The 20,352-nt window shown below is 61.5% G+C and carries 17 protein-coding genes; 9 read left to right on the forward strand and 8 right to left on the reverse strand.

The annotated features are described in order from the left end of the window. Positions 1–72: 72 nt before the first annotated feature. Positions 73–555: a MarR family transcriptional regulator gene (locus CQ020_RS10035; protein ID WP_105691716.1), complete on the reverse strand. Its 483-nt coding sequence runs from the start codon at positions 553–555 to the stop codon at positions 73–75. Positions 556–659: 104 nt separating this feature from the next. Here CQ020_RS10035 and CQ020_RS10040 point away from each other — a divergent pair, with 104 nt between their 5' ends. Then, entirely contained in the window at positions 660–1,880 is a 1,221-nt protein-coding gene (locus CQ020_RS10040) for an NAD(P)/FAD-dependent oxidoreductase (RefSeq protein WP_105691717.1), read from the forward strand. 78 nt (positions 1,881–1,958) lie between these two features. Here CQ020_RS10040 and CQ020_RS10045 read toward each other — a convergent pair whose 3' ends face one another. Beyond that, positions 1,959–4,352 (reverse strand): excinuclease ABC subunit UvrA, encoded by a 2,394-nt coding sequence (locus CQ020_RS10045; RefSeq protein WP_181151832.1) that lies wholly within the window; start codon positions 4,350–4,352, stop codon positions 1,959–1,961. Between the two features lie 130 nt (positions 4,353–4,482). On the opposite strand from CQ020_RS10045, the gene CQ020_RS10050 reads away from it, so the two are divergent. Genes CQ020_RS10050 through CQ020_RS10060 form a run of 3 tightly spaced genes read left to right on the forward strand, consistent with a single transcriptional unit; the run spans position 4,483 to position 7,452 of the window. Further along, complete coding sequence (locus tag CQ020_RS10050; RefSeq protein WP_105691719.1) at positions 4,483–5,619, forward strand: type III polyketide synthase; 1,137 nt, start codon at positions 4,483–4,485, stop codon at positions 5,617–5,619. After that, entirely contained in the window at positions 5,616–6,329 is a 714-nt protein-coding gene (locus CQ020_RS10055) for a class I SAM-dependent methyltransferase (RefSeq protein ID WP_105691720.1), read from the forward strand. The genes CQ020_RS10050 and CQ020_RS10055 overlap by 4 nt, the downstream gene beginning before the upstream one ends. Then, complete coding sequence (locus tag CQ020_RS10060) at positions 6,322–7,452, forward strand: NAD(P)/FAD-dependent oxidoreductase (protein WP_105691802.1); 1,131 nt, start codon at positions 6,322–6,324, stop codon at positions 7,450–7,452. Before CQ020_RS10055 ends, CQ020_RS10060 begins: the two co-directional genes overlap by 8 nt. A gap of 32 nt (positions 7,453–7,484) precedes the next feature. Here CQ020_RS10060 and CQ020_RS10065 read toward each other — a convergent pair whose 3' ends face one another. Beyond that, complete coding sequence (locus CQ020_RS10065; protein ID WP_024816757.1) at positions 7,485–7,892, reverse strand: nuclear transport factor 2 family protein; 408 nt, start codon at positions 7,890–7,892, stop codon at positions 7,485–7,487. 54 nt (positions 7,893–7,946) lie between these two features. Here CQ020_RS10065 and CQ020_RS10070 point away from each other — a divergent pair, with 54 nt between their 5' ends. Next, positions 7,947–8,621 carry a peptide deformylase gene (locus CQ020_RS10070; RefSeq protein ID WP_105691721.1) on the forward strand — a complete coding sequence of 225 codons (675 nt, stop codon included), beginning with the start codon at positions 7,947–7,949 and terminating at the stop codon, positions 8,619–8,621. Positions 8,622–8,654: 33 nt separating this feature from the next. Here the strand turns inward: CQ020_RS10070 and CQ020_RS10075 are convergent, their stop codons facing one another. Next, positions 8,655–10,670, reverse strand: coding sequence for a S9 family peptidase (locus CQ020_RS10075; protein ID WP_105691803.1), 2,016 nt, complete (start codon positions 10,668–10,670; stop codon positions 8,655–8,657). Between the two features lie 68 nt (positions 10,671–10,738). Between CQ020_RS10075 and CQ020_RS10080 the strand changes: the two genes are divergently transcribed. From CQ020_RS10080 to CQ020_RS10095, 4 genes are all read left to right on the forward strand, one after another. Further along, positions 10,739–11,581 carry a methyltransferase domain-containing protein gene (locus CQ020_RS10080; protein ID WP_105691722.1) on the forward strand — a complete coding sequence of 281 codons (843 nt, stop codon included), beginning with the start codon at positions 10,739–10,741 and terminating at the stop codon, positions 11,579–11,581. An 80-nt stretch (positions 11,582–11,661) separates the two neighbouring features. After that, on the forward strand, positions 11,662–12,123 hold the full coding sequence (locus tag CQ020_RS10085; RefSeq protein WP_105691804.1) for an NfeD family protein: 462 nt from the start codon (positions 11,662–11,664) through the stop codon (positions 12,121–12,123). A gap of 91 nt (positions 12,124–12,214) precedes the next feature. After that, a complete protein-coding gene (locus CQ020_RS10090; protein WP_105691723.1) occupies positions 12,215–13,192 on the forward strand; it encodes an SPFH domain-containing protein in 978 nt (325 codons plus the stop codon). A 256-nt stretch (positions 13,193–13,448) separates the two neighbouring features. Beyond that, complete coding sequence (locus CQ020_RS10095; protein WP_011774875.1) at positions 13,449–13,796, forward strand: RNA polymerase-binding protein RbpA; 348 nt, start codon at positions 13,449–13,451, stop codon at positions 13,794–13,796. A gap of 122 nt (positions 13,797–13,918) precedes the next feature. Here the strand turns inward: CQ020_RS10095 and CQ020_RS10100 are convergent, their stop codons facing one another. The 4 genes from CQ020_RS10100 to tatC all read right to left on the reverse strand — a co-directional run bounded on the left by CQ020_RS10100 (position 13,919) and on the right by tatC (position 20,351). Next, positions 13,919–14,662, reverse strand: a complete 744-nt coding sequence (locus tag CQ020_RS10100) for a polyprenol monophosphomannose synthase (protein WP_105691724.1) — start codon at positions 14,660–14,662, stop codon at positions 13,919–13,921. A 148-nt stretch (positions 14,663–14,810) separates the two neighbouring features. After that, on the reverse strand, positions 14,811–16,469 hold the full coding sequence (locus CQ020_RS10105) for an amidohydrolase (RefSeq protein WP_105691725.1): 1,659 nt from the start codon (positions 16,467–16,469) through the stop codon (positions 14,811–14,813). A 48-nt stretch (positions 16,470–16,517) separates the two neighbouring features. Further along, positions 16,518–19,490 (reverse strand): RNA helicase, encoded by a 2,973-nt coding sequence (locus tag CQ020_RS10110; protein ID WP_105691726.1) that lies wholly within the window; start codon positions 19,488–19,490, stop codon positions 16,518–16,520. Between the two features lie 24 nt (positions 19,491–19,514). Continuing rightward, positions 19,515–20,351, reverse strand: a complete 837-nt coding sequence (tatC, locus tag CQ020_RS10115; RefSeq protein WP_105691727.1) for a twin-arginine translocase subunit TatC — start codon at positions 20,349–20,351, stop codon at positions 19,515–19,517. Position 20,352: the final 1 nt, after the last annotated feature.

A 20,352-nucleotide genomic window follows, 5' to 3' on the forward strand; every position in this document is an offset into this window, starting at 1 on the left:
AAACATCTACTTTACATAATGTAGATTATCGGCGTTATGTGAGAGCGCCTGGGAGGGGTGCCGGGTTTGGCGTCAGCGTGCCTCGTTTCCCAGGCGCGCAGCTGCGTTCTTTTGGATTTCCGCGGCTTTCGCTGAGTAGTCGGCGATGACGCGCAAGTCGTCGTCGCTGTAACCCTCAAGCAAGCTCGTCAGGCCGCTCATGAAATCCACGAAATACGGCGTTGCGGCGGTTACTTGGTCGCCGATCAGCTCTATCAGGACCTTCCGTTTATCTTCGTCATGCTTGATCCTGCGGGCTATGCCCTTGCTTTCCAGCCGCTGCATCAGCCCGGTTACCGAGGCTGGCGCCAGGCCCGAATGCTGTCCAAATTCTCCTGCCGTCATAGGCCCGAACCGCAACAGGATATCGATGGCTTTACCTTCTGTTGCGGATAATCCGCGGAGTTCGGAGAGCTTCGTGTGGAACATCACCGCCGCCGTCGAGAGCTCCCGCCCGGAGGCGAAAACGGCTTCCAGCAGGGCCTTTCGGGCGTCCACGTTGCTTTCTGAGTGCATCCACAGAGGCTAGCAAGGTATTTCGCGATTCCGAAAGGATTGACGCCCCAGGGTCTCGGCGATATATTTCGTTCGACCGAACGAAATATTATCTGGAGGCCCTGATGTTGAACTGCATTGTTATTGGTGCCGGCATTGCCGGACTCTCAAGCGGCATAGCGCTGCACAAGGCCGGTCATCGGCCTGTTATTTTCGAGGCCTACGGAGCGCCGTCGGATGGCATCGGCGGGTTCCTGACGGTGGCCGTCAACGGCTTCGACGCCTTGGACACTCTCGGCCTCAAAGGGGCCGCAGCCAACCTGGGTTTCAGCACTCCCCTGATGTCCATGTACTTGGGAAGCAACGGTAAACACCTTGCGGACTTCGATTACGGCGGAACCCTGCCTGACGGCACCACGGCCCGCACCATGACCCGTTCCGAGCTGTACGGCATGCTGCGCGAAGAGGCCGGCCGGCGCGGCATCCGCATTGTTTACAACAAGCGGTTGACCACGTTGGACGAAAGTCACCGGGGCGTGAGAGCGGATTTCCACGACGGAACCAGTGAACATGGGGACATGGTGGTTGGTGCCGATGGCCTCCATTCACGCGTCAGAAAGCTGATCGATCCCACGTCACCGGCACCCAGGATCATTCCGCTGCTGAACACAGGCGGCATTGTTCCTGCGGGGGTTCTGACACACGGGTTGATGGACGTGGAAGCCGGACGCATGAAGATGGTCTTCGGTAAGCGCTGCTTCTATTGCTACATGCAGGATCCGGACGGCCGGACCTGGTGGTTTGCCAATCCCCTGCAAAGGTCCTCTGAAGATCCCTCCACGTTGGACTCCCACGCCCGAAAGGCTTGGTTGACCAAGCTCGTCGCCGGGGACCGCACGATCATGGCGGCCATTGTCACCGCCACGAATGACATCATCAGGCCCTACACGACCTCGGATTTTCCCAGCATTCCACGGTGGCAGCGCGGGAGGCTTGTTCTGGTGGGCGACGCTGCACATGCAGCATCGCCGTCGTCCGGTCAGGGAGCTTCCATGGCAATCGAAGACGCCGTCACGCTGGGTCGTTCGCTCCAAGGGCTGCAGCCGGTCTCAATATCGGGGGCGCTGGCCCGCTATGAAAACGAGCGCAGGACGCGGGCGGAGGCGGTGGTCGAATGGGGTCGCAGAAATGCGGCGCCGAAGATCCGTGGCCAGTTCAAGCGTGTTTTTGAGGATTTGGTGCTGCCCGTGGTCTTTCGCGGAATCGCACGCAAGTCGGAGGACAACTTTGAGTGGGTGTATCGGCATCACATTGAGTGGGACGCTGCGAATTCAGACGTCTGTTGAGGGAAGTGTCCATGGAGGTACCCGGCAGCGAAACTGCGGGCCGGCGTCGACTCCGCCGACCCGCAGTGCGTGCACGTATCAGGCGCCTACGTACGCGGCCAGGTGTTTGCCCGTCAACGTCGACTTCCCGGCCACCAGCTCAGCAGGCGTTCCGGCGAAAACGATCTTGCCGCCGTCGTGGCCGGCACCAGGTCCGAGGTCTATGATCCAGTCCGCGTGGGCCATCACAGCTTGGTGGTGTTCGATCACAATCACGGATTTTCCGGACTCAACCAGACGGTCAAGCATGCCTAACAGGTTTTGGACATCGGCGAGGTGCAAGCCCGTGGTTGGCTCGTCAAGAATGTAGACGTCACCCTTTTCAGACATTTGCGTCGCCAACTTGAGCCGCTGGCGCTCACCACCGGACAACGTGGTGAGAGGCTGGCCGAGTGTCAGGTATCCCAGCCCGACGTCGGCGAGGCGATCCAGAATTTTATGGGCAGCCGGGGTGCGGGCATCACCGTCGCTGAAGAAGCCCACGGCCTCGTCAACGGACATTGCAAGCACCTCTGCAATATTGCGTCCCCCCAGGCGATACTCCAGTACGGCGGCTTGGAATCGCTTTCCCTCACACTCTTCGCAGGGCGATTCCACGGTTGCCATCACTCCGAGATCCGTGTAAATGACGCCTGCGCCATTACACGTTGGGCAGGCGCCCTCGGAGTTCGAACTGAAGAGCGCAGGCTTGACGCCGTTGGCTTTGGCAAAGGCCTTGCGGATGGGTTCGAGCAGCCCTGTATACGTGGCCGGATTGCTTCTGCGGGATCCTCTGATGGCCCCTTGATCAATCACCAGGACGCCGTCGCGCTTGGATACTGAACCGTGGATCAGCGAGCTCTTGCCGGAGCCGGCCACGCCGGTGAGGACGCAAAGCACGCCAAGGGGGATGTCGACGTCGACGTTCTTGAGATTGTTTGTAGAGGCATCCCGGATCTCCAGATGGCCGGCAGCTGTACGCACGCTGTCCTTGATGGACGCCCTGTCGTCAAGGTGGCGCCCTGTGATGGTATCGCTCCCACGCAGCCCCTCAAGGTCACCTTCGAAACATACTGTGCCGCCGCCGGTGCCGGCACCAGGCCCAAGGTCAACCACATGGTCGGCGATCGCGATGGTTTCCGGCTTGTGTTCCACCACCAGTACGGTGTTTCCCTTGTCCCGAAGCTGCAGCAGGAGCTGGTTCATGCGCTCGATGTCGTGCGGGTGCAGGCCAATGGTGGGTTCATCGAAGACATAGGTGATATCGGTCAGTGAAGAACCCAGGTGCCGGATCATCTTGGTCCGCTGGGCCTCTCCCCCTGACAAGGTGCCCGCAGGCCGGTCCAGGGACAGATAACCCAAGCCGATTCCAGCGAAAGAGTCCAGAAGATGTTGGAGCCCCTTGAGCAAAGGAGCTACGGAGGGTTCATCAAGCTCGCGGACCCAGTCCGCGAGGTCGCTGATCTGCATGGTGCAGACGTCAGCAATACTCTTGCCGTTGATCTTGGACGACCTGGCCTCAGGGCTCAGCCTGGTGCCTTCGCACTCCGGGCACGTAGTGAACGTGATGGCACGCTCAACGAACGCACGGATGTGGGGCTGCAGGGCATCCACGTCCTTGCTGAGCATCGACTTCTGGATCTTGGGGATCACGCCTTCGTAGGTGAGGTTGATGCCCTCCACTTTGATCTTGGTGGGCTCCCGGTACAGGAGGTCGTGGAGTTCCTTCTTGGTGAACTTGGAAATCGGCTTGTCCATGTTAAAGAACCCTGAGCCGCTGAAGATCCGTCCGTACCAGCCATCCATGGTGTAGCCGGGAATGGTCAGGGCGCCTTCGCTCAGGGATTTCGTGTCGTCATACAGGGCCGTGAGATCAAAGTCATTGACCGCTCCCATGCCCTCGCAGCGTGAACACATGCCGCCCAAGCGATTGAACGAGGCTTTCTCGGTCTTCGTTTTGCCTTCACCGCGTTCCACCGTGATGGCGCCACTGGCCTTCACTGTGGGCACGTTGAATGAATAGGCGTTGGGCGAGCCGATGTGGGGATGGCCAAGGCGGCTGAACAGGATCCGCAACATGGCGTTGGCGTCCGTAGCTGTACCCACGGTTGAGCGCGGATTGGAACCCATCCGCTCCTGGTCCACGATGATCGCGGTAGTCAACCCTTCGAGGACGTCGACGTCGGGCCGGGCCAGGGAGGGCATGAAACCCTGCACGAAGGCACTATAGGTTTCGTTGATCATGCGCTGTGATTCTGCGGCGATGGTTGCGAAGACCAGTGAACTTTTCCCGGAGCCGGAAACACCCGTGAAGACAGTGAGCCGGCGCTTCGGAATCTCGATGCTGATGTCCTTGAGATTGTTTTCACGTGCACCCTGGACCCGGATCAGATCGTGAGTGTCCGCTACATGGGACCCCGGAGATTGCGTGTCCGTGCTCGCGGCAATAGTCATGATTTCTCCATCTGTTAGGCGGCGCTGCCCAACAGTCCCCCGCCGGCGTCGCCTGGTTCACCTGGCCAACCTCGGCCAGTAGCTTCGATTCTGCCATTGTCTTCCAAGCTTTACTCGCTAAGAATGAAGCATGCCGGTATACATGAGGTCACTTGAAACCGCAGTTCCGCAAACAATCCTTGTCCAGCAGCAAGCCCGGGACGTCTTCGCATCACAGCCAGGACTCACGCGGCTGGGAACCCGACTGGTCAGTACCTGCTTCGACTCAGCAGCCATCGACACCCGATACACCGCCGTGGCCGAGCTCAGCCTTGACTCCCATTCGGAAAATCCCCGGTTCTTTGACCCTGAAACCAACCGGGTCCTGAGTCCCAGCACCAAGGTCAGGAATGAGATTTTTGCGACCGAAGCCACCAAGTTATTCGTCGAAGCAGGCAAAGCTGCAGTAGCCCAGGCCCCCGGGATAGATCTGGATGACATTACGCACGTCATCACGGTGTCCTGCACGGGATTCTTCAACCCCGGCCCGGACTATAAAGTGGTCAGGGCCTTGGGCCTTAATCCCGCCGTACAGCGGTATCACCTCGGATTCATGGGCTGCTACGCGGCCTTTCCCGCCCTCAAGGCTGCCAAGCAGTTCTGCGTCGCCGACCCCACCGCGGTTGTCCTGGTGATCTGTGTTGAGCTGTGCTCCCTGCACGTCAGGACATCGAACGACCCCGATACGATCATGGGCTCGGCGATCTTCGGTGACGGCGCGGCAGCCGCGGTGGTGAGCGGCCGGGAGCTGCAAGGGCCGGAGCCGGCCATCAGGCTCGATCACTTTGAGACCGTCCTGACGCCGGTGGGCGAGGAAGCCATGGCGTGGAACATCGGGGACGAAGGATTCGAAATGGTGCTGGGATCGTATGTTCCCCACATTATTGAAGAGCACATCACCGGTGCGTTGGAGCCGCTGCTCGCCAAGGAACCGTCCTTGGCGGGCCTGCCCTATAGCGACATTACACACTGGGCCATACACCCCGGCGGCCGAAGCATCCTGGACAAGGTGGAGTCCAAGTTGGAACTGACGCAAGAGCAGTTGGTGCCGGCCCGGGAGACACTGAGGGAATATGGAAACATGAGCAGCGCCACCGTGCTGTTCGTCCTCAAGTACATGCTGGAGAAGGGGGCAACTGAGCAGGAGGAACGGATCTGTTCCATGGCATTCGGCCCGGGCCTGACGGTGGAAACGGGACTCTTCACGCTGGTCTCCCCTGCTCTGTGACTCCATGGGGGTCCCTCCACTCGAGGGATGTACATGCTGTTGAGGAGATGGACAGGGCCGACTGCGACCTCAAACGCCTCCACAGGACCTACGCGCGCTTTCCTGTGGTTAACGGGTTGTTGTCTGGATGGCACGGGACGTATCGGCAACGACTCCGCCCGTTGCTGGCTGCGAACAGTGCGGTGTCAGTGTTGGACATTGGATGTGGCAGCGGTGATGTGGCACGGAGCCTCGTGGGGTGGGCGCGAAAGGATGGATTCCGTCTCTCTGTGACGGCGATCGATCCGGATGAGAGAGCATTCGCCTTCGCATCCCAAGCGCCTCCCGTAGAAGGTGTTGTTTACCGGAAAGCGCACAGCTCCGAGCTCGTACCTGAGGGCCGGAAGTTCGACGTCGTCATTTCCAACCACATCCTTCACCACCTCGATCCCGGGCAACTGGCAGCTGTCCTCCGTGATTCCGAGTCGCTGAGCCAGGGCCTGTGCCTCCATAACGACCTCAACCGCAGCAACATCGCGTACCTGTTGTTCCTGGCAGGCTTCTGGCCGTTGGGCGTGGGCTCGTACATTTGTGGGGATGGGTTGACGTCCATCAGGCGCAGTTATACCGCTGCGGAGCTGACCGCGGCTGTTCCGGTCTCATGGTCGGTGGAAAGAAACGGGCCGTGGCACCATCTGCTCGTTCATGACATTCGGGAGAATGATGCCTGACGTCGTCATTGTTGGCGCGGGGCCAGTAGGCCTGTTCATGGGCGTGCTGTTGCTTCAGCGGGGGCATCAGGTCCGAATCCTGGAGCGCCGGAGCTGCAGGAGCAGCCGTTCGCGCGCCATCGGAATCCACCCACCGGCACTGGCAGCGCTGGCGCGTGCGGGAGTTGCCGATCCCCTGATAACTGCGGGCGTCCGTATCAAGAGGGGCGTCGCTTACAGCCGGAGGCGCCCGGTGGCCGAGCTGGCGTTCGACGGCGACACCGGCTTTCCCTTCATCCTGGCTGTCCCTCAGCCGGTCACGGAGGAAGCCTTGGAGCTGGCTGTGCAGAATTTAGACGCAGATGCCATCGTCCGGGGTGCAGACGTTCAGGAGGTCGTGGAAAACCTGGGTCGCGTGCGCACCGTCGCGAATTGTGCCGCAGGCGTTCAGGAGTTCAGCAGCCGGTTGGTGGTGGCTGCCGACGGAGCGCACTCGGCCATCCGCAGGCATTATCTGCCGGATCTGCCGGACCGGAGTTATCCGGACAGCTACATCATGGGCGACTTTCCGGATAGCACCGGCCACGGCTCCGACGCTGTCTTGTATTTGGAACCCGGCGGAATCGTGGAGTCCTTTCCCCTGCCGGGAGCTATCCGGCGATGGGTGGTGAGGCTGGGTGCGCCGGAAGAGGACCCTACGGCGGACAAGCTGGCCCACCTGGTGCTGGCCAGGACCGGTGAGGTGCTCGATGTCCCCGGCAACTCGATGCTGAGCGCTTTCGAAGTACGGTCGCGGGTGGCTCACCGCATGGTTCACGGCAGGGTGGTGCTGCTAGGGGACGCAGCCCACGAAATCAGCCCCATCGGAGGGCAGGGCATGAACCTTGGCTGGTTGGATGCTGCGGCGCTGGCCCCGATCATCGATGCTTCGTTCCGGGGTGCCGACGTGGGGCCGGATCTGGCGGGTTTCGAGAAGTCCCGCATAAAGGCGGCGCAGCGCGCTTCGCGTCAGGCTGGACTCAACATGGCTCTGGGAAGACCTCTCCCCCCTCCCGCCATGTCAGCCAGGAACGCGGTTTTCGCAAGCGCGTTGGGAGTACCGGCAATTTCCGGGTTGGTGGAGCGCCGCTTCACCATGCGTTAACTGGTTCCGGCGCACCGGTCGATCCGGGTTGGCTACTCGGGGGTGGTGTAGTAGCAGTCGTAGGTGTCCTGGCTGATGATCAGTCCGTCCCGCAGTTCGAAGACCGCCGTGCTCCTGGCTCTGATGGTATCGCCGCGGTCCCAGTACGGAAGGTCAAGCAGCAAGGTGGCGGACCAGTTCATTTCCAGCACCACGCGGTTGTCCTGGCTCGTTGTGCGGACCACGTCAAAGCGCTGATCAGAGACGATGTCCTTGCTATGGTCGGCGCCGGCCAGGGTCTCGGCAAGATCCCGGGTTGAGCCTGTTTTGGACAAAGCGTGCGGCCATTCCGTGAGCTTGAAATCGTCTGCGAGGAAGGGCCGTATTTCAGCAGCTCCGCCGCCGGCTTCAACCGTTCGAACAAACCCAAGTACACAATCCAGGGGGGTGGAATCGATCATTCATCGAGCCTAGCCCACACCCGGGGATGCCTGATGGCGCGTTAGGCTCACTGTATGACGCACCAACCTCATCCGGAGGCCACGAGCCCTGCTACGGACTACAACCCGATCCGCATACGTGATGCTGTTCGCCGGCTGCTGGATGCGGACGAGCTGCCGCCCATTGTGCAGGCCGGGCACCCGGTGTTGCGTCAGCTTGCAGCGCCTTACGACGGTCAGGTTGACGACGCTGAGTTGACGGCTTTCATAGAACGGATGAGAGATGTCATGCATGACGCCCCGGGAGTCGGCCTGGCCGCTCCCCAACTAGGCATCCCTTTGCAACTGGCTGTTCTGGAGGACAAATACCCGGTGGATCCGGAGTCAGCTGCGGTGCGTCACAGGGAACAGTTGGAATTTTTCGCTGTGATCAACCCGCAGTACCGCCCGCTCGGAACAGAGACCGCCTCGTTCTTTGAAGGGTGCCTCTCCGTCAGTGGGTACCAGGCGGTAGTGACGCGCCACCGGAACGTGGAGTTGCGCTACACCAGTCCTGCGGGCGAGCCCACGGAAGCCTGGTTCTCAGGATGGCAGGCCCGCATTGTGCAGCACGAAACGGACCACCTCCATGGCGTCCTGTACCTGGACCGGGCCGAACTGCGCTCATTGTCCAGCAATGCTGAGCACTCGGCCCGCTGGTCCGCTCCGGAGATCGACGAGGCCCGCCGGGCTCTTGGCTTCCTTCGCTGACGCCGAATCAGGGTAGTTCAACCGGCAGGACCGTTAGTCCTCCAGACGATTGACGTCCGAGGGAAGGTACCGTGCCCACCAGCGGAGGATGTGCTCAAAGCGCTGCCTGCGGTGATGTGGCGTGCCGGACCGCGACAACTCATGATCCTCCCCGGGGAAGATCAACAAGGAGGTGTCCACGCCCTGCGCCTTCAGGTGCGCGTAGTAGCGCTGACCCTGTTCAATCGGACACCGAAGATCGTTCTCGCTGTGAATCACCAAGGTGGGTGTTTCGACGCTGGAGACTACTGCCATGGGACTTTGGGCGGCCATCTGCTCCGGTGTTCCTCCGGTGTACTCGGTGCCGAAGAACCACCCGATGTCAGCCGAACCTGCAAAGCTGACGGGGTCCAGGAAGCCACGCTCCACAATGGCGCCCTTAAACCGATGATGGTGGGCAATGGTCCACGCAGTCAGGTAGCCACCGTAGGAGCCACCCATGATTCCCAGACGGTTTTCATCCAAGGCACCAAAGGAATCCAACGCTGAGTCCAGGAACGCCAGCACGTCCTGCATGTCGAGCGTGCCCATGCGTTCCTTGATGGCGCGTCCGTGGGCTTGTCCGTAACCGGATGAACCGCGTGGGTTACACATGAGGACTGCGTATCCGGCAGCGGCATAAACCTGTGCTTCGTCGAAGAAAGCACCCGTGTACTGGGCGAAGGGGCCGCCATGGATGGAGAGAAGAACGGGGTGGGGGCCAGGCCCGTCAGGGAAAACCACCCAACCGTGCACCGGATGCCCATCAGCGGATTCGGCCTCGAAATCCAGGGGTTCCGTGACCCGGGTGTTGTTGCGCAAAGGGGCGGAGAAGTCCGTGAGGAGGCGGATCTCGCCGTGTTCAAGGGAGGCGACGTCCCCCGCCGTGGAGGCGTCGGAGAAACTCACGGCAATTTCCCCATTGGCAGCCACCGTGGCGCCGCTAACAACCTTGGCCCCATGAACCAAGGGTGTGATCTCGCCACCAGCCGTGACATCGAGCAGTTCCACGCTTCCCAGCGCCGAGTTCAGCACCAGAACGCTGGCAGGACCGCTGGGCTCGAGTGGTCCGGAGACGTCCAGATGCTCGACGTCGGTCAATGCCGTGGCCTCTCCACCGCCAATGGGCATGGCGTAGAGAACGGAATTTCGGGCCACGAAGTCCCTGCCGGTGTCACCCAGATCCTGGGCGACATAGAAGAGCCAGCGGCCATCCGTGGAGGCCCGCACAGAAGTGACGGTTTGCGGCTTTCTGCTGGAAGGTTCGACGGCGGTTGGCTGGCCGCCGCTGGCATCGACACGGTACAGGGAGGTGACGAGGTCGTCGTCGTGTCCTTCATGGAGTGCTGCGCAGAAGAAGAGGTGCGCGCTGTCAGCCGAAAAGCAGGGTGACTCATGGTCGGAGTCTCCAAACGTGACCTGCCGTGCAGCGGGGATTCCCGCAACAGGGCGTGTGGGTTGTTCGTGGGCGGCCCTCCCGCGAGGAGCGACTGCCGGCTCACCACCCAGTTCAGGCACCTCAAGGACAAACAACTGCTGGCGCTGGTCAGCGGTATAACCGAGGCCGTTCATCCTGTACTGGTTGCCGGTGACCATCCGGGCGTCTTCTCCCCCGGACGTGACGCCGTCCACCGTGCTGTAGCGACCCTGTTCCGGTACGCGGGCCTGGAACGCGATGCGGTGGGAATCAGGCGCCCACACGAACCCACCCACGCCGGCGTGCTGATCGGTGAGCCGTTGCGGCTCGCCGCCCGCGGCTTCCACGACGAACAGTTGCGGCTTACCGTCCTGATCGGTCCTCAGGAAGGCAAGAACCAGGCCATCGGGAGAGAACGCCGGGGAACTATCCCTGAATCCGCGGGTGATGCGTCGGGAATACTTGGTGGTATCCATAGGGATGCTCCACAACTGACCCACATAGCTGTCAGCATCAAAATCCGGTCTGGTGACGGAAACCACCGCCTTAGTGCCATCGGGGTGGATTGCCGGGGCGGACACGGAGTTCAGCAGGTGCAATTGCTCGGGTTTCACGATGGTGAGCCTAGCCCGGCAGTTCATCACCCGTCACCAGACACTCCGTCCGCCGTAGGATTGGAGCCATGTTGTCCGATGCCGTTGCTGCCCTCCGTTGTCCTGTTTGCCAAGGGGCGCTTCGGCTCAGGGAAAGCCGGCAGCAGACACTTGTCTGTGAGGCCGGGCACCTGTTCGACGCCGCCAGACAGGGCTACTTCAACCTGTTGACGGGCAAAGGTACGGTCTTCGAAGCAGACTCGGCAGACATGGTGGCCGCCCGTTACAGGTTCCTGGACGCCGGGCATTACTCCGCCCTCGCCCGCGCCGTTGCAGACGCAGCTGCAGGATCACTTCAGCGCCCCAACGCCCTGGTTCTCGACGCCGGAACCGGCACAGGCCACTACCTGCAGGCGGTCCTTGAGAGATCCGGGGCAACGGGAATCGGCGTGGACATCTCCAAATTCGCGCTAAGGCGCGCCGCCCGGCTCAACCCGCAGGCCGCCAACCTCGTATGGGACATATGGCGCCCGCTGCCGATGGCCGATAACACCGCAGATGTGGTCACAGTAGTCTTCGCCCCGCGAAACCCCGCCGAGTTCGCCCGGGTACTTCGACCCGGCGGATCGTTGATCGTTGTGACACCCGGTCCGGGCCATCTTGCCGAGATCGCGGCCCGGACAGGCATGCTCGGCATTGAAGAGGGCAAAGAAGACCGGCTGGTGGACTCGATGCGGGAATACTTCGACTCCGGCACAAGCCAGAGCCTTGACCTTCCCCTGACGTTGACGGGCTCGGAGGTTGCCGACCTCGCCTACATGGGCCCGGCCGGACACCACCTGCAGCGTAAAGAGTTGGAGGAGTTGGCCACGCTGGAAGGTTCAGTGGCTGCCACCGCGAAGTTCCGGATCAGCGAATTCGCTGTGTCCTGACGTGGGACGGAACGTCGGGCTAGGATGGAAGAACAGTGACTGTGATCCCGCTCGCGGGATCCGGGACCAAGGGGGAAAAGATGTTCGAATGGCTCGGCGAAAATTGGTGGGCACTCTGGCTCACGGTCTTCCTCGCGTTCGCAGTGGTGGAGATGCTTACTCTCGACCTCTTCTTCATCATGCTGGGCGGTGGAGCCCTGGCCGGACTGATCGCTGACTTTGCCGGGGCCGATTTCTGGCTCCAAATCGTCATTTTCTCCGTGGTCTCCCTCCTGATGATCGTCTTTGTCCGCCCTGTCGCCATGAAGCACCTGCATAAGGGGCCAGCGGAACAGCGCAGCAATATAGACCGGCTTATCGGTCAGTCCGCCCTCGTCATTGAAGCCGTGAGCGGTACCAGTGGGCTGGTCAAGATCGGCGGCGACGTGTGGAGCGCCCGCAGCACGGCCGGTGTTCTCGACGCCGGCGCAACAGTCCAGGTCACCAGAATCGATGGGGCGACGGCGGTTGTAGCCTCGCCTGCCGAGAACAGCCCGCGCTAAGGCGCGCCTTGAATTTCAGCGGTTGCCGGTGCGGGCAGCCTGCCCGCGTTCAGCCGCATCAAACCACGCAATTGGGGAATGAAGGAGATGTATGGACGGCTTAGGAGGAACAGCAGCAGCAATTGTGCTGATTGTTCTCGTCATTTTTGTCATCATCGTGTTGGTCCGTTCGGTGAGGATCATCCCGCAGGCACGTGCCGGCGTCGTTGAACGCCTGGGCAAGTACCAGCGGACACTCAACCCGGGACTAACCATCCTGATCCCGTTCGTCGACAGGCTCCTGCCGTTGCTCGACCTGCGCGAACAAGTGGTGTCGTTCCCGCCTCAGCCGGTCATTACCGAGGACAACCTGGTGGTCTCGATTGACACCGTTGTCTACTTCCAAGTTACTGATCCCCGGGCCGCAACCTACGAGATCGCCAACTACATTCAGGCCGTGGAGCAGTTGACCACCACCACGCTTCGCAACGTGGTGGGTGGGCTCAATCTTGAAGAAGCCCTGACATCCCGTGACCAGATCAACGGCCAGCTGCGCGGCGTTCTTGACGAAGCGACGGGTCGTTGGGGAATCCGCGTGTCCCGAGTGGAGTTGAAGGCGATTGATCCGCCCCACTCCATTCAGGACTCCATGGAGAAGCAGATGCGCGCAGAGCGGGATCGCCGTGCGGCCATCCTGACCGCTGAGGGTACCAAGCAGTCGCAGATCCTCACCGCTGAAGGCCAGCGTCAAGCCGCCATCCTGGCAGCTGAGGGTGACGCCAAGGCGGCCATTTTGAGGGCAGACGGTGAAGCCCAAGCCATTCAGAAGGTCTTCGATGCCATCCACAAGGGCAACCCGGACCAAAAGCTCCTGGCGTACCAGTACTTGCAAACCCTCCCCAAGATCGCAGAGGGAAGCTCAAACAAGCTCTGGATCATTCCCAGCGAAGTCGGCGAGGCACTTAAAGGCATCGGCGGCGCGCTCGGAGGTAACAACGGGGACTCCCCCGCTGGCCTCTTCGGCGGCCCGGAAGAGACCAAGTCGTCCGAGCCGGCGGGAACACCCCACCAGCCACGGCCCGCTGAATAAAGCAGTGCACAGAGCCTCCGAGCGGTCAGCCATCCAGGCTGGCCGCTCGTTGTTTGTTCCTTCTTTTGAGTAGTAGGCGGGTATCCGCGTATAATGGGATATTTGTCCGGCTGGTTCAGCGAGGATGGAACATTAAAGCTTGGCCAGGCGTTGCAATTAGTGATGCAAGGTGTGCAGAAGTAGTCCGTAAGGATCGTGAAAACGGCTTACGGCTAGCGCGGGGTTCCTGCTCCGCGAACAGACAGAGGGAGTAATCATGAGCGATCGCAGCCTGCGGGGTATGCGTCTTGGCGCCCAAAGCATGGAAACAGAATCCGGCGTTGAACCGGCACCGCGCCAGCGGGTCGAGTACCGTTGCGAGGATGGCGAGCAGGTCTTCGTGACCTTCTCCTCAGAAGCCGAAATTCCCCCCGTTTGGGTATCCAAGACTGGCAAGGAAGCGCTGCTGGTTGACGGCGAGCGTCCCGTGGATGCCAACGAGAAGGCCGTCCGCACGCACTGGGACATGCTCTTGGAACGCCGCAGCCTTCCCGAGCTGGAACAGATCCTTGAGGATCGTCTGAACATCCTGCGTGAGCGCCGCGGGGAGCGCCGCTCCGCGTAGTCGGCCGTCGACGTACAGACTGGCATCGTCTTAGCGAAAAGGCCGGGTCTGGTTTCCCTCTTGGGAACCGGACCCGGCCTTTCTGTGTGCTGAACGCGGGAAGTTGCGCTGAAGGCGTCGAGTTATTTGGCTGCTGCCGGTGACTTGCGGGTGAGCTTGGCCCACCGCGCCGCGAGTCCCCACTTGGTGACGTTGATCATGGCCTCAACCACAATGTTGCCGCTCATCTTGGATGCCCCGAGCTCGCGCTCGACGAACGTGATGGGGCGCTCTTCGATGCGGAGCCCAAGCTTGGCCACGCGCCACGCCAGGTCAACCTGGAAGCCGTAGCCAACCGATTCCACCTCGTCCAGGTTCAAAGCCTCCAGCGTGCTGCGGCGGAAGGCGCGGTAGCCCCCGGTGACGTCCTTGATCTTGACGCCCAGCATGATGCGGGCGTAGGTGCTGCCGATGCGGGAAATCGCCTGGCGGTACAGCGGCCAGTTGACCACGCTGCCACCTGGAACCCAGCGGGAGCCCATGGCGAGATCTGCCCCGGCCTCTACTGCATCAAGGAGGAGCGGCAACTGTTCCGGCTTGTGAGAACCGTCGGCGTCCATTTCCACCAGGACGTCATAGCCTGCCGCCAGCCCCCACTTGAAACCTGCGATGTAGGCAGCTCCGAGGCCTTCCTTGCCTTTGCGGTGAAGGACATGTACTTGGCTGTCCTCTGCGGCGAAGTCGTCGGCCAGCTTTCCCGTGCCGTCTGGACTGTTGTCGTCCACCACCAGGACATCGGAGTGCGGCACTGCTGCGCGCAGCCGTCCCAAGGTAACGGGGAGCGATTCCAGCTCGTTGTAAGTGGGAATGATCGTCAGGACACGCAAGAAGAGGCCTTTCCTTGATGGAGCGGTCAGTGTGCCGGAGCAGCCTGGCGGCTGGCATTCTGGCGCAACTCTCCATTATAGGACGACGGCAGGGAAGCATTTGGCGGCTGTGGCGGCAGTCACAAGGCATGACTCGCCGCCGTTTACATTAGACCCTCAGTGATTCGTGAGCGAACAGCTCGTGTCCCTCGCGTACCGTCTGCAGGCAACGGGGGTCGCTGCCAGTGTCAAGGGCCGGCAAAAGTGGCGTCCTCGCACGGGGATCCGTGCTCCAGGACTGCACCCGGCTATCAGCTACCTGCACCATTAGTTCGTCCACCTCCCACACAGCGAAACTTGCTGGAGCCCCCGGGACCAATTGCCCCATCAGGGGATTGCGGTGCCTGGTGGCCCGCCACCCCGCACGCGTGTGCCCCAGGAACGCCGCACGAGCTGATATCCGTTGTTCCGGGTTGCTGTGCTCCAAGCAGGCCCGCACACTCGACCACGGGCGGAGAGGCGTTACCGGGCTGTCGCTTCCGAAGGCTATCGGCACGCCGCTCGCGTAGAAGGAGGCGAAGGGGTTCATTGCCTGGCTGCGGCCACCCAAACGCTGTTCGTAAAGACCACCTGCCGCACCCCACGCGGCGTCGAAGCCAGGCTGAACACTGACCGAGACGGAGTACTTGGCCAGGCGATCGATGGCGGACTGGTCAGCCATTTCCACGTGCTCAAGGCGATGGCCGGCTGCCTGGATACGTTGCTCCCCCACCTCGGTGGCTGCTGCGTCAAAGGCGTCCAGCACGGCGGCCAAGCCTGCGTCGCCTATGACGTGGAAGCCAGCCTGGGCTCCCAGCAGGGACGTGGCAACAAGATGTTTGGCGGCGTCGTCAACCGACAGGTACAAACTGCCGCGTTGGCCCTGTGCATCGGAGTAGTCGTCCATGAGGGCGGCCGTTCGGGACCCGATCGAGCCGTCTATGTTGAGGTCACCAGCAAGGCCCAGGACTTTGGTGCCCAGGCCGTCCAGAATGGCTTGTGCGTGCTCCTGGGAGGTGGCGAGCTCGCCCCAGTACGGTAGAACTTCTGGCGTGTACGGGTGCTCGTTCCAGGCCGTGGCCATCCTCAGGTCCTCAGGACCGCAAATGTGTGGTGCGGACATCTCGGCGATGGCAACGTAGCCGTGGGACGCGGCCTCCTGCAGGGCCGACGCCTGGTAGCTTCGCCGTTCGGGTTCGTTGAAATTCCGGGCAGTCAACCGGGCGGCCGTATGTGCTGCCCGGACCACGCGGGCTTCCCCGGAAAATCCGTCGAGGTTGTTCAACCCTGCTTCCGCGGCAAGCGAGGGTGAGACGAGGGCCGAATGGACGTCGATGCGTGAAACGTAGACGTGCCGTCCGGCACCTGCCCTTTCGATCTCTTCCAAGGTAGGGAGCGTGGGATCATTCCACATCGTTTCATCCCAACCGTGGCCCAAAACTGTGCCAGTGCCACCGGCGGAGGCAACGGCGTCGAGCAACTCCTTGGCCGAACGTACCCCGGCGAGCTGCAGCCCGGACAGGGCAAGGCCCGTCTCAGTCAGGTGCGCATGAGAGTCGACGAAGCCCGGGGCCAGGAGGGCTCCCTTGAGGTCGATGATTTCCATGGAGGAGTCGGCTATGGAGGAGGCTGCCTGCTCGGAGCCAACCCAGGCTACGGTATCGCCGTCCACCACCATGGCCGTGGCAAAAGGATCTGCCGCGGTATAGATCGAACCATTGCGGTACATCGTGACCTTGCGGTCTGGGGTGGTGCGGTCCGGGCCGGCTTGCGCGCCTGGCTGGTTCATGCGTTGTGCTCCTGAGCGTTGAAAACTATGTATCTGTGAAGGGACGGCCTAAGCCACGGTGGAGTAAGCCACCACGCCGCGACGGACCAAATCAATGGATTCCCGGCACACACGCACCAAACGTGCGTCCAGTTGCGGGATCTTGGCCAGCTGGTCGAGGAGGTCAACCACTTGTTTGGCCCACCGAACAAAGTCCCCGGCCGCGAGGTCGGTTCCGCTCAGCACGTCCTGAAGGTGGCGCCCCCTGGCCCACTTGTACATGGGCCACACGAGTCCCAGCTCCGGTTCGCCGGTCAAAGGCAACCTGTTGCGTTCCTCGGTATCTTCGAGTTGTGACCACTCGCGGATCACGATGTCTACGGCCGATTCCAGGGAAACGGAAGGCATCTTGGGCCGCAACCCCCGGTCTTCCCGTTTTGCTTGATACACCAAGGTGCTCGCCAGCGAGGCCAATTCAGCGGCATCAAGATCGTTGATGGCGCCGCGCCGCACAGTCTGGGAAATGAGCAGGTCCTTCTCCCCGTAGATCCGGCGAAGCCGTTGCCCGTCGGCGCTGATGGTGACGTGTCCGGCGTCGTCGGTTTCCAGGTAGCCGTAAACCGAAAGAACATCGCAGACGCGGTCGAACGTCTTGGCAATGGTGTTGGTCCTGCTTTGAATTTGCCGGACCAGGCCGTCGGTCTCCCTGCGCAGCTTCCACCAACGCTCCGACCACCGCGCATGGTCCTCGCGTTCGCTGCAGCCATGGCAAGGATGGGCCCGCAGCGCACGCCGAAGGTCCGCGATCTTCTTTTCCTGATCCGGCAGGCGGGCCCCGAGGCCGAAGTCTTCGTGCCTGCTGTTGTTCCGGCTATGGGGAGCATCTTCGCTAATGGCGTGCCGCATGGAGGATGCGAGGTCCCGGCGTGCTTTGGGAACCTTGGCGTTGAAGGACTTCGGAATGCGGATACGCGTTACCGGTGACACCGGACCATCGAGGTCATGGACGCCGATGCGTCGCAGCTGGTTGTCAGAGGTGAGCACCGAGGGCCGCGGTTCCCGGGCGTTGCGGTCCACCTCCAGCACCACGGCATGTCCTGCCAGCCGGCCGCTGTAAATGTTGATCACATCGCCGGGGATCAACCGTGTGAGGGAATCCGCAACATGCGACTTCCGGGCGCGTTGGTGGTCGCGGGCGGCAAAGTTCTCGGCATCGCTGAGTTCACGTCGGAGTTTCCCGTACTCTGTGAAATCGCCCAAATGGCACTGCATGGATTTGGCGTAGCCAGCCAGGGACTCCTCACGCCCACGGACCTGCCGGGCAAGGCCCACTACGGAGCGGTCAGCTTGGAACTGCGCGAATGAAGATTCAAGGATTTCACGGGCCCGGACCCGTCCGAACTGGGCAATCAGGTTGATGCTCATGTTGTACGTAGGCCGGAAACTGGAGTTCAAGGGGTAGGTGCGTCGGGAGGCAAGCCCGGCTACGGCGGCGGGATCTGTCCCAGGCTGCCACAGCACCACGGCATGGCCTTCGACGTCGATTCCGCGGCGGCCGGCGCGACCGGTGAGCTGGGTGTACTCCCCCGCAGTGATGTTGACGTGCGCTTCACCATTGAACTTTTCCAGCTTTTCCAGCACCACACAGCGTGCGGGCATGTTGACGCCCAAGGCCAGTGTTTCCGTGGCAAAGACAGCCTTGACCAAGCCATCGGCAAAGAGTTTTTCCACCACTTCCTTGAAGGTGGGGAGCATGCCCGCATGGTGGGCGGCGAAGCCCCTGATGAGTCCGTCCCGCCAACCCCAGAATCCGAGGACATCGAGGTCATCCGCAGGAATTTCGTGGCTGGCCTCATCCACGCGCTGGGCAATAATCTGCTGTTCCTGCTCGGTGGTCAGCCACAGTCCCGAGGCTGCGCACTGTGCTACAGCAGCGTCACAGCCGGCCCTGGAGAAAATGAACGTGATGGCAGGCAAGAGATCCTGGCGCCTCAGGCTCTCAATAACCTGGGGGCGGCTTGCTTTCCGGACAGGACTGCGCTGCTCGGACTGTTGCCGTTCATCGCGGTAACGGTCCTGCCGCCGTCGGCTCCGGCCACCGTGCCCAAACCGGCCATTCATGTTCATCCGGCTCTCCGAGCGGGCCATGGCCAGCAGGTCCGGGTTAACCTCGAATTCGGGGCCGGTAACTGCCTGCCGCGCCGTGTTCGCCGACGATCGCTTGGCTGAGATGCGTCGATCAGTGCTGGAAGGCTCCGCCAGGACCTCTTCTGACTCGGTGAGGTCAGGAACCTCGGTTTCCTGTGCTCCCGGGGCCTGGGGTGCAATTTCGTCGAAGGTGGTGTCGCCGGCAAAGAGATCCACAATTTCCCGGCCTACCATGACGTGCTGCCATAGTGGCACGGGACGGTGCTCAGAGACGATGACATCAGTATCGCCCCGCACAGTGTCCAGCCAGGCGCCGAATTCTTCGGCGTTGGACACCGTTGCACTCAGCGAGGCAACTTGCACCTCGCTGGGCAAATGGATGATGACTTCTTCCCACACGGCTCCGCGGAAGCGATCTGCCAGGTAGTGGACTTCGTCCATCACCACAAAGCCCAGATCGCCCAGGGTCTCAGAATCGGCATACAACATGTTCCGAAGAACCTCGGTGGTCATCACCACCACAGGCGCTTCGCCGTTGATGGTGGTGTCGCCTGTCAGCAAGCCAACGTTGGCCGGGCCGTATTTTGCCGCCAGTTCCGAGTACTTCTGGTTGCTCAACGCCTTGATGGGCGTCGTGTAAAACGCTTTGAGTCCCCGTTCCAGGGCCAGATAGATCGCGAACTCGCCAACGATCGTTTTTCCGGCACCCGTGGGGGCTGCCACCAAAACGCCGCGGCCCTCTTGGAGCGACCTGCACGCTTCCCGTTGGAAGTCGTCCAGTTCAAAGTCCAAGGAGCGGGCGAATGCGCCAAGGTAAGTTTTTGACTCAGCTGCCCGCTGGGCTGCCGCCTGGTAACGGTCTGATGGAGATGAAGACCCGGAAATGGAGGACATGCACCAAGCCTAGTGGGCCAAGGTCTAGAGATTCTCCAGATCCGTGGCCGGGGTTGCGATGTCTGCAGTGGCTTCCGTCTCAGCTGCCCGCTTGACGGCCCGGCGTTCGCGACGCCTGTCATTCAGGAGACAAACACCAATGGCCGCGAAGAACAGGAGCAGCATGGGCGCTGCAAGGTAGAACATGCTCATGGCGTCAGCGCCTGGAGCGGCCATCGCAGCGAACAAGCACACCAGGAAGATGGTGATTCTCCAGCTCTTGATGAGCTGTTTGCCCTTGATAATTCCAGCGAGGTTCAATCCCACCAGAACCACGGGCACCAGGAAAGCAATCCCAAAGGCCAGCAGGAGGCGCAGAACGAAGGCCAGGTAAATTTCAGCGCTGATGAAGTTTGAGCCGCCCACCGGTGTGAAGTCGGTCAGCACCCGAACGGCGTTGGGCAACACCAGCCACGCAAGCAGGACACCACCGATGAACAATGGCACCGCTGCTGCCACGAAGGACAGCGCCAGGCGCCGCTCCTTCTTGTGAAGCCCTGGAACAATGAAGGCCCATAGCTGGTAGATCCAGACGGGGCTTGAAAGGATGACTCCAAGAAAGACCGAAACCTGGACCATCAGATCGAATGAACTGGCTACGCCATCAAAGTTCAGTGTTGCAGCGCGTCCCTCTTTTTCGTTGAGGTCCTTGATCGGCTTGATCAATGCTTCCAGGAGGGGCTGGTAGACGATGAAGCCCACCACTGTTCCCACAATGACGCCGATTGCAGCCTTGAAGAGCCGGTTTCGCAGCTCCCTGAGGTGATCCAGGAGCGCCATCCGGGCTTCGGGGTTGGCCTTGCGCCCCTTCGTCTCTACCACG

It is taken from the genome of Arthrobacter sp. MYb23 (assembly GCF_002979775.1).
In the GTDB taxonomy this organism is placed as follows: domain Bacteria; phylum Actinomycetota; class Actinomycetes; order Actinomycetales; family Micrococcaceae; genus Arthrobacter.